We start from the raw sequence: 8,878 nt of genomic DNA, 5'->3' as shown, positions 1-8,878 counted from the left end.
AACGACCGCTAGAACCCGCCCCTTTTCCGAAAAGGTGCGGGGCCGTCGTCGTGCGTCAGCGTTGGTTGCGCTGAACCGCAGGCTGCGGTCAGCGGTGCAGGCCCGCCAGGATGTTTTTGGGCCGCTGCATTTCGCCGTGCTTTGCGCCGAGGACTATGACAGCCGCTGCGAAGGCCGGAATGGTCCACTGCAGCACCTTGAGCTGCTGCTGCGCGGCCTTCAGCTCGTCCGAGGCGCCCGGCTTCGGCTCGGTGGCGCCTTCTGCGCCTTCACCGGCGAGCTGCTGGACCTTCCTGCCCAGCAGTCCGGAGTACAGCGTAGCGGCGGCGCCAAGCACGGTGACTGCCGTTTTGATGGCCGTGTCGCGGGCAACGCCGTCCTGCTTGGCGATCCGGCCCTTGTTTTCCCAGGCGATGGCCACGTCGGCGGCCAGGTGGGTGGCAAACGCGGCCGTCTGGACCGGCGCCCACTTCATCCAGCCTGCGCTGGAGAGCCGGGTCCGTTCCGCCGGGTCCCGGGCTTCCGCCGCTGCGCCGTTCAGGCCGATGGCGCCCATCAGGGAGCCGCCGAACCAGGCTGCCGCCGTGAGATCGTGGACGGAGCGGGCAATAAGGTTTCCTGCCATGGTGTGCATTCCTAACGTTGAGCGGGGAGGGGAGCTACGCCGGCGCCAGGCCGGGCATTTTCCTTCAGGACGTGCACCCTCATAGTAAGCACACTTACTACCAAGTCCAAAGACCGGAATTTGCGACGCGAGGACGTAAAATCGACGCCATGGAAACCACAGGAACTTTATTCGGCTGGGCGTTCGGCGACTCCGGCCGCCACAGCGACAACGCCTACGTGGGCGGACTCCAGGGCGAGGCCCTGGCCAACGCGAGGGAAACGGCCAAGGCCAAGGGCGTGGCGGTGGTCCCCGGTTCCGAGGTGTTCACGGTGCTCTCCGGCGACGACTCCCTGGTGGAGCTGGACAACGCCCCCGGGAAACTTGTGGTCCGGTGCACCGTGCACGTTGAGGGGCCCGGCGCGGAGAAGCTGCACGCCGAAGGACCAATGAACGGCTGACCGGTGTCCAACGGGGATTCCGCAATCGGCCAGGCCGCCGACGCCGTCGAGGACGCGTCCAACGCCCCGGCGCTCGACGTGCTGGCCCGGGCCGGCTTCGCCGTGATGGCGCTGCTGCACATCATGGTGGGCGGGATGGCCATTGCCGTGGCTTTCGGGCAGCCCGGCGACGCGGACATCACCGGCGCCCTCAGCCAGCTCGTGGCCAACCCCTGGGGCCCGGTCCTGATGTGGGCCGGGGTGGCCGCCTGCACCGGGCTCGCGCTGTGGCAGGCCAGCGAGGCCACCGTCCGGGCCCGGAGCCTGCCGGGCAGGGAGCGCCTGGGCAAGCTCATCTCGTCCGGGTTCCTGGCCGTGGCGTACGGGAGCGTGGGGCTCAGCTTTGCCGGCTTCGCCGTGGGCCTGCGCGGCGATTCAGGCGACAGTACCCGCGACTTCAGCGCCGCCCTGATGGCCCATCCCGCGGGCCTGTGGCTCCTGGTGGCCGTGGGGCTCACCACCATGGGGGTGGGCGTCTACTTTGTGGTCAAGGGCCTGCGGCAGGGCTTCCGCGCCGAGCTGTTCCGGTTCCGCGGCACCCGCCGCGGCGGGCTGATCGATGTCCTGGGCGTCGTGGGACACATCGCCAAGGGCATCGCCCTGAACCTGGCCGGCCTGCTGTTTGTCATCGCGGCCGCCAAGCACCGCCCGGAGGAATCCACAGGGCTGGACGGCAGCCTCAAGGCCCTCCGGGACCATCCCTTCGGGCCCGCCCTGCTGGTGGCCATCGGGGTGGGCTTCATCGCTTACGGAATCTTCGCGCTGGTCCGGGCCCGGTTCGGCAGGATGTAGGCCGGGCCGGAGTGGGTACGTAAGGAATACGGCGTTTCACCAGAGCAGAAGGAGTCCCATGTCCACTGTGTCCCAACTCTTCAATTCCTCCGCCGAGGACGTGTGGCGGGTGATCGCTGACGGTTGGCTGTACTCCGGCTGGGTGGTGGGTGCGTCCCGGATCCGCGCCGTGGACCCGGACTGGCCGCTTGCTGGCACGCAGCTGCACCACTCAGTGGGCGCGTGGCCGCTGGTGATCAACGACAGCACCCGGGTAAGGGCAGTAACCCCGGGCCGCTCGCTGGAAGTGGTGGCCCGCGGCTGGCCCATGGGTGAGGCCAAGGTGGTGATCAACTTGGAAGACCGGGGCGCGGGCTGCCTGGTGACGATTTCCGAGGACGCCATCAAGGGGCCCGGCACCGTGGTGCCCAAGTTCCTGCGGGACCCCGCCATCGACGTGCGGAACCGCGAAACGCTGCGCCGGTTGGAGCTGATGGCAGCAGGCGGGGCAGGGCGTTGAGGGGTTAAACGCCACGCGGGGCCACCGGCACCTGAACAGGTGCGGGCGGCCCCGCGTTCTTATGCTTTCCGAAAACCCTTAGACCTGGGCGGCGACGCCGTCGCGGGAGATGGCCACCATGTCCCCGCGGGGCACCACCTTGATGCGTTCCCGCTTGACCTCCACGCCGTGCGAGCCGCCGGCTTCGGTGGCGGCAGCGCCGAGCGCCAGCTCATGGGCGTCCAGGGCCAGCCAGCCTTCCCAGGACGTGAACTTCACGCCGCGGGTGTCCAGGAGTTCAACCACAGCGTCCGCCTCGGGCACTGCGGCTACCGGCAGGTTCTCGCGGTCTTCGAGCAGGTACGTGACGGTCTCCAGGGCGTCGCCCTTGGTGTGGCCGATCAGGCCCACGGGTCCGCGCTTGATCCAGCCCGTGGCGTAGATGCCCGGCACGTGGGTGCCGGCGGCGTCCAGGACGCGGCCGCCGTCGTTCGGCACCACGCCCTTCTTGTGGTCGAACTCGATCTCCGGCAGGGCTGAACCGAAGTAGCCGATCGCGCGGTACACGGCCTGGACCGGGTAGTCCACAAACTCGCCGGTGCCGCGGGCGTTCCCGGTGCCGTCCAGTTCGGTGCGCTCGAAGCGCATGCCGCCCACCTTGCCCGGGGTTTCCGGGGAGTCGACGATTTCCACCGGGCTGTGCAGGAAGTGCAGGTGCAGGCGGCGGGAGGCGGTGAGCTCGGAGAGGTCCTCCGGCTGCTCGGCGATCCAGTTGGTGAGCGTGCCAACCATGGTTTTGACCTGGTTGTTGCTCTGGATCAGGCGGTCCGATTCCTCGTCGAACTCAAAGTCCTCCGGGTACAGGATGATGTCCACGTCCTTGGAGTGGCTCAGCTCGCGCAACTCCAGCGGGGTGAACTTGACCTGGGCCGGGCCGCGGCGGCCAAAGACGTGCACGTCGGTAACGGGCGAGGCCTTGAGGCCGGCGTAGACGTTCTCCGGGATCTCGGAGACCAGCAGGTCATCGGCGTGCTTGGAGAGGACGCGGGCCACGTCCAGGGCCACGTTGCCGTTGCCGATCACGGCGATTTCCGTGGCCTCCAGCGGCCATTCGCGGGACACGTCCGGGTGGCCGTCGTACCAGGAGACAAAGTCCGCCCCGCCGTAGGAGCCGTCCAGTTCGATGCCGGGGATGTTCAGGTCCGCGTCCTTGATGGCGCCCGTGGCAAAGATGACCGCGTCGTAGTGCGTGCGGAGGTCCTCGATGGTGATGTCCGTGCCGTAGTCCACGTTGCCGAAGAAGCGGATGTCGCCGCGGTCCAGGACCTTGTGCAGGGCGTTGACGATGCCCTTGATGCGCGGGTGGTCCGGGGCCACGCCGTAGCGGATCAGGCCATAGGGAGCCGGGTAGCGGTCGAACAGGTCGATGCTGACGGTCAGTTCGCCGCTTTTGACGGCCTCGCTCTTGGTGAGGATGTCCGCTGCGTAGACACCGGCCGGGCCGGAACCCACAACGGCGACGCGCAGGGGACGCTCGGCAGAACCTACGGAAGTGCTTGATGACACGGCTGTGTTCCTTTTGTTCGTTTCTTCCCAACTGACTCGCAGTTGTTGTCGTTTTGAGCGTTCAAAACGACAACAACTGCGAGTCAGTTGGGTGGGGGGCTAGGTGGTGACTCGGGCGGTACGGGGACGGTTCGGGGTGGTGGTGCTGTAGTCAGCGGTCCGGAAGTGCGCCGGGGCGAAGGGGCTCACGCGCACCACGTCACCGATGACGATCACTGCTGGATTGGCGACGCCGGCCGCTTCCGCTTGGTCGGCGATGGAACCGAGGGTGCCAATCGTGACGCGCTGGTCCGGCAGGTAGCCGTTTTCCACAATACCAACCGGGGTGTCCCCCGGCAGGCCTGCTCCGCGGAGGGCGGACGCGGATTCGCGGAGCTGGGCCACGCCCATCAGCAGCACAATGGTGTGGTCGGCGCGGGCGGGGACTTCCGAAAGTTCCTCATGGCCGGTGACCACGCTGAAGCCTTTGGCCAGGCCGCGGTGGGTTACGGGAATGCCTGCTGCGGCGGGGACGGAGATGGCCGAGGTCACCCCGGACACCACCTCCACCTCGACGCCGCGCTGACGGCAGTACTCGGCTTCTTCGCCGCCGCGGCCCAGCACATATGGGTCCCCGCCTTTGAGCCGGACCACGCGGTGACCCTGCAGGGCTTCGTCGGCAAGGATCCGGTTGATCTCCGCCTGCGGCACCGGGTGGTGGCCGGGGGTCTTACCCACTTCGATGATGCGGACATCGGGTGCCAGTTCCTTCAGCAAGCCGCGGGGGCCCAGCCGGTCGGCAACCACAACGTCGGCCTGGCCCAGCAGCCGGCGGCCGCGGACGGTGATCAGGCCGGCATCTCCGGGACCGCCGCCAACCAGCGCCACGGAACCCCGGTGGGCGCGGCGGCGGCGCAGCGGCAGGTCGCCGGTTTCCAGTGCGGTGGCCACGGCGTCACGGACTGCCATGGCGCGGCGCGGGTCTCCCCCGGCGTTGACGGCGATCTTGACGTCATCCACCTCGGCGACGGCTGGGGTCCACGCGGCGGAAGTTTCATGGTTGGAAGCGTTCACGCACCAGATGCGCTGCGCTTCGGCGTCGGCAGAAACCTGCGCGTCCACGGCGGCGTTGCCCGTGGCGGTCTGGACGAACCAGGCGCCGTCCACGTCGGCGGAAAGGTAGGGGCGCGGCACCCAGGCCAGGAGGCCGGCGTCGGCCAGTTCCTGCAGGGCGGCGCAGGCAGCGGGGGCCACAACGGTGACGCGGGCGCCTGCATCCAGCAGCCCCTTGGCACGCCGGGCAGCGACGGGTCCGCCGCCCACCACCAGCACGGGGCGGCCCAGAAGCCGCAGCGCCGTGGGGTAAATGTCCTGAATTGCCATGGCTCAACGGTAGGGCCGCGTCACATTCGCCTACAAAGGCCGGGCAACACCAGTTCACTTAAGGTAACGCTGCGTCACATAGGGACGCGGGTCAGGAGAGGCCGGCGAGGTATCGTCCGCGGCGCACGATGAGCCGCTCCAGGTACCTGGCCAGCACCAGTTTTTCGGCCAGCCGGCCCAGCACACCGAGGGGTGCGGTGAATTCCACCGAGTCGGTCATCACGCTGCCCGTGGGTGTGGCCTCGAAACCGTGGACGTGCCGGAAGGACGCAAAGGGGCCCCGGACCTGTTCGTCTGTGAAGCTTTCCGGGAAGTCCAGCCGGGTGACACGGCTGGTCATGGTGAGCGGGATCCCGAAGTGCCATGCCCGCCAGGTCACCTGCTGGCCCAGGCCAATCAGCCCGGACGTCACCCCGGCCACGGCCCGCTCCGCTGAGCCGCGCTGCGATTCGACGTGCAGGTCGATGCTCCGCGCCAGGTCGAACAGCCGCTCCGGCGGCAGGGTGGATTCGGTACGGCACACGAAGCTGACGGTCACCAGGCCAGTCTTACACGCTTAAACGGCAAAGCCCGGCGGCGTGTCCGGCCGTCGGGCTTTGCAGGGGTTGGATGGGGGCTAGCGGGTGCTGCCGGCCAGGAGCCCACGGCTGCGCAGGAGCCGCTTCTCAATGGGCCCGAACACCAGCAGTTCAATCAGGATGCCCACGGCCAGGATCAGGAGGATGGCTGACATCACGATCGTCATGTCCGCCAGGTCGCGGCCCTGGTTCAGCATGGAGCCCAGGCCGAAGCCAATGGTGCCGCCCACGGCGATGATTTCCGCCGCCATCAAGGACCGCCAGGAGAAGGCCCAGCCCTGCTTCAGGCCGCCCAGGTAACCCGGCAGCGCGGCGGGCAGGATGACCTGCAGCGCCATCTGCAGCCGCGAGGCGCCCAGCACCGTTCCCACCCGGCGGTACTGCGGCGGGATCTGGTCCACGCCGGAGATGAGCCCGTTGATGATGGAGGGGATGGCGCCCATAAACACCACGAAGTACACGGTGGCGTCGGTCAGCCCGAACCAGATGATCGCGGCCGGCACCCACGCCACGGACGGCAGCACCTGCAGACCGGAAATCAGCGGGCCGAACGCCCGGCGCAGGGGCGCCACCTGGGCGAGCAGCAGGCCCACGGGGGTGGCGATGGCCACGGAGATGAGGAACCCCACCACGCCGCGCTGCAGCGAGGTCCACATGGCCTCCTGCAGTTTGCCCTCGCCCCAGAGGACGCCCATCTGGCCCAGGACATCCAGCGGGCCGGGCACCAGGTCGCGGCGCTTGACCCCGAGCGAGACGTAGAACTGCCAGATCAGCACCAGCACCACCAGGGCTGCGACGGGCAGCAGGATCCGGGTCCAGTCAATGCGGTGCTTGCGGTCGGCGTCGGACTGGAGGGAGTCGAGGCCGGCTTCGAGCTCCCGCAGGTCCTCCGGTCCGGTCGACGAACGGGTCAGGGCGGCGTGGACGGAGCGGTGGCCCTCATCGGGGGCGTCCGGGTGCGCCTCGGCGAGGGGCGTGGGGTTACTTGGCATGGCGGCGGATCTCCTCCCGCAGCCGGGACGTGATGGCCCCGGTCAGCTGGCCGGCGAGTCCGGCATCGGTGTGGTGTTCCTCGGTGACGGCCCATTCCTGGACCACCCGGCCGGGGCGAGAGGACAGCAGCAGGACCCGCTGGCCCAGCCGTACAGCCTCGCGGACGTTGTGCGTAACAAAGACGATGGTGCGCCCGGTTTCCTTCCAAATCCGCTCCAGCTCGTCGTGCAGCAGGTCGCGCGTGATGGCGTCCAGGGCGGCGAACGGCTCGTCCATCAGCAGCAGCTGCCGGTCCTGGGCGAGCGAACGCGCCAGCGACACACGCTGCCGCATGCCGCCGGAGAGTTCGTGCGGGCGCTTGTCGCCGGCTGTGCCCAGGTGGACCAGTTCCAGGAGCTCCTGCGCCTTGATGCGGCGCTCGGATTTGCCCACGCCGCGCAGCTTCAGCGCCAGTTCGATGTTTTCCCGGGCGGTCAGCCAGGGGAACAGGGCGGCGTCCTGGAACATAAACGCGGCGCCGTCGCTGGGTACTTCCAAGGCGCCCGACGACGGCGCTTCCAGTCCCGCGATGATGTTCAGCAGGGTGGATTTGCCGCAGCCGGACGCACCGAGGAGGGCGACAAACTCGCCTTTGCCGATGGTGGCGTTGACGTCGTCCAGCACCGGGGCGCCGTCGCCGAAGCGTTTGCCCAGATGTTCCAGTACGACTGGCATGGTGCCGTCCTTAGGTAGGGGGTGTGGTCAGTCCTGGCCGAGGCCGGCCGCGGAAATCTTCGCTGCGGACTCCGTGACGCCGTTGAGGGCGCGGAGGTCGAACAGGCCGGTGATGTCGGCCTGCTTGGTGGTGCCCGCCGTGACGCCGTCCGCCAGCAGCCGGGGGTAGCTGCCGGCCAGCGGGTCCAGGGTGAAGGTGATGTTGGCCAGGGACCGGGCCAGGACGTCCTCAGGCAGTGCCGCGCCGGCCGATTCCTGCAGGGCTGCGTTGATGACGGCGGCTTTGTCGGCGGTGGGGGCGGTGTTGAGCCAGTCCACGGACCTGGCATGGCCGCGGAGGAGGGCCGACACGGTGTCCGGGTGGTCGGCGGCGAACTTCTGGTTGACGATCAGGATGGTGGTGGGGAATTCGCCGGGCTTGCCGGTCTCCGCCCCGTCCCAGAGGTCCTTCTCATCCACCAAAACCTGGGCGCCGGCGGTCAGCACCAGGCGTGAGGCCCACGGCTCCGGCAACCACGCGCCGTCGAGCTTTCCGTCCTGGAAAAGCTTCAGCGACTGGGAGTTTTCGGTGGGGTTGATGGCCACGTCGCCGCTGCCGTCCACGTTGGTTTTGTAGCCGTTGCCTGCCAGCCAGGCGCGGAGCGCCACGTCCTGCGTGCCGCCCAACTGCGGGGAGGCCAGGGTTTTGCCCTTGAGGTCGGCAGGGGTTTTGATTTCCGGTTTGACCACCAGCTGCGCGCCGCCCGCTGCCGCCCCGGCGATGACCTTGACGGACTGGCCCTGGCTCTTCACAAAGGAGTTGATGGCCGGGTTGGGGCCGATGTACGCGGCGTCGATCGCGCCGGCGTTCAGCGCCTCGATGGCGGCGGGCCCGGCGTTGAAGGTTTCGGTGCTGAGCGTGGTGTTGCCCAGGGCTTCGGCGAGGAAACCCTGCTTGATGCCCACCAGCGCCGGCGCGTGCGTGACGTTGCCGAAGTAGCCGAGTTTGAGCTCGGCGGCGGGTGTGGGCTCGGCGGCTTCCGCGCTGGCATTGCGGGAGACGGTGGACGACACCACGGCCCCCACCACGATCAGCAGGACCAGGCCGATGGCCAGGGCGGCTTCGAGCGCGCGCTTGCGCTGGGGTGCAGCGCTTTCGCCTGCCACGATGCGGGTCATCCCGGGCTTGGAACTAGTCATTGTTTCACCATAGGGAGTGACCCAAACCCGTTCAACGACTCGGAAACGGGGGGTCACGGGGGTTCATCTGGCGTCACATTCCGCCGGAAACGCGAAATCGCCGGAGCGCTGC

General features: G+C 68.5%; 10 protein-coding genes. 3 read left to right on the top strand and 7 right to left on the bottom strand.

The features are described 5' to 3' along the window. Window positions 1–88: 88 nt before the first annotated feature. Entirely contained in the window at window positions 89–625 is a 537-nt protein-coding gene (locus tag ACU18_RS01900; protein ID WP_050683847.1) for a hypothetical protein, read from the bottom strand. Between the two features lie 149 nt (window positions 626–774). On the opposite strand from ACU18_RS01900, the gene ACU18_RS01895 reads away from it, so the two are divergent. Genes ACU18_RS01895 through ACU18_RS01885 form a run of 3 tightly spaced genes read left to right on the top strand, consistent with a single transcriptional unit; the run spans window position 775 to window position 2,395 of the window. Then, window positions 775–1,065, top strand: coding sequence for a hypothetical protein (locus tag ACU18_RS01895; protein WP_050683846.1), 291 nt, complete (start codon window positions 775–777; stop codon window positions 1,063–1,065). A 3-nt stretch (window positions 1,066–1,068) separates the two neighbouring features. After that, on the top strand, window positions 1,069–1,896 hold the full coding sequence (locus tag ACU18_RS01890; RefSeq protein ID WP_050683845.1) for a DUF1206 domain-containing protein: 828 nt from the start codon (window positions 1,069–1,071) through the stop codon (window positions 1,894–1,896). 58 nt (window positions 1,897–1,954) lie between these two features. Continuing rightward, entirely contained in the window at window positions 1,955–2,395 is a 441-nt protein-coding gene (locus ACU18_RS01885) for an SRPBCC family protein (RefSeq protein ID WP_050683844.1), read from the top strand. Window positions 2,396–2,473: 78 nt separating this feature from the next. Here ACU18_RS01885 and ACU18_RS01880 read toward each other — a convergent pair whose 3' ends face one another. From ACU18_RS01880 to ACU18_RS01855, 6 genes are all read right to left on the bottom strand, one after another. Continuing rightward, a complete protein-coding gene (locus tag ACU18_RS01880; protein WP_050683843.1) occupies window positions 2,474–3,940 on the bottom strand; it encodes an FAD-dependent oxidoreductase in 1,467 nt (488 codons plus the stop codon). A gap of 99 nt (window positions 3,941–4,039) precedes the next feature. Next, the gene (gene cobA / locus ACU18_RS01875) at window positions 4,040–5,302 is read right to left on the bottom strand and encodes a uroporphyrinogen-III C-methyltransferase (RefSeq protein ID WP_050683842.1); all 1,263 of its coding nucleotides are present in this window, start codon (window positions 5,300–5,302) and stop codon (window positions 4,040–4,042) included. A gap of 91 nt (window positions 5,303–5,393) precedes the next feature. Beyond that, window positions 5,394–5,840, bottom strand: a complete 447-nt coding sequence (locus ACU18_RS01870) for an SRPBCC family protein (protein WP_050683841.1) — start codon at window positions 5,838–5,840, stop codon at window positions 5,394–5,396. A gap of 78 nt (window positions 5,841–5,918) precedes the next feature. Continuing rightward, window positions 5,919–6,872, bottom strand: a complete 954-nt coding sequence (locus tag ACU18_RS01865; RefSeq protein ID WP_050683840.1) for an ABC transporter permease — start codon at window positions 6,870–6,872, stop codon at window positions 5,919–5,921. Then, a complete protein-coding gene (locus ACU18_RS01860; protein ID WP_050683839.1) occupies window positions 6,862–7,587 on the bottom strand; it encodes an ABC transporter ATP-binding protein in 726 nt (241 codons plus the stop codon). Before ACU18_RS01860 ends, ACU18_RS01865 begins: the two co-directional genes overlap by 11 nt. Window positions 7,588–7,614: 27 nt before the next feature. Continuing rightward, window positions 7,615–8,745, bottom strand: a complete 1,131-nt coding sequence (locus tag ACU18_RS01855; RefSeq protein WP_050683838.1) for an ABC transporter substrate-binding protein — start codon at window positions 8,743–8,745, stop codon at window positions 7,615–7,617. Between the last annotated feature and the right edge of the window lie 133 nt (window positions 8,746–8,878).

The sequence above is a fragment of the Arthrobacter sp. ZBG10 genome (assembly GCF_001238605.1).
In the GTDB taxonomy this organism is placed as follows: domain Bacteria; phylum Actinomycetota; class Actinomycetes; order Actinomycetales; family Micrococcaceae; genus Arthrobacter.
This window is presented reverse-complemented; position numbering and strand designations above follow the sequence as displayed.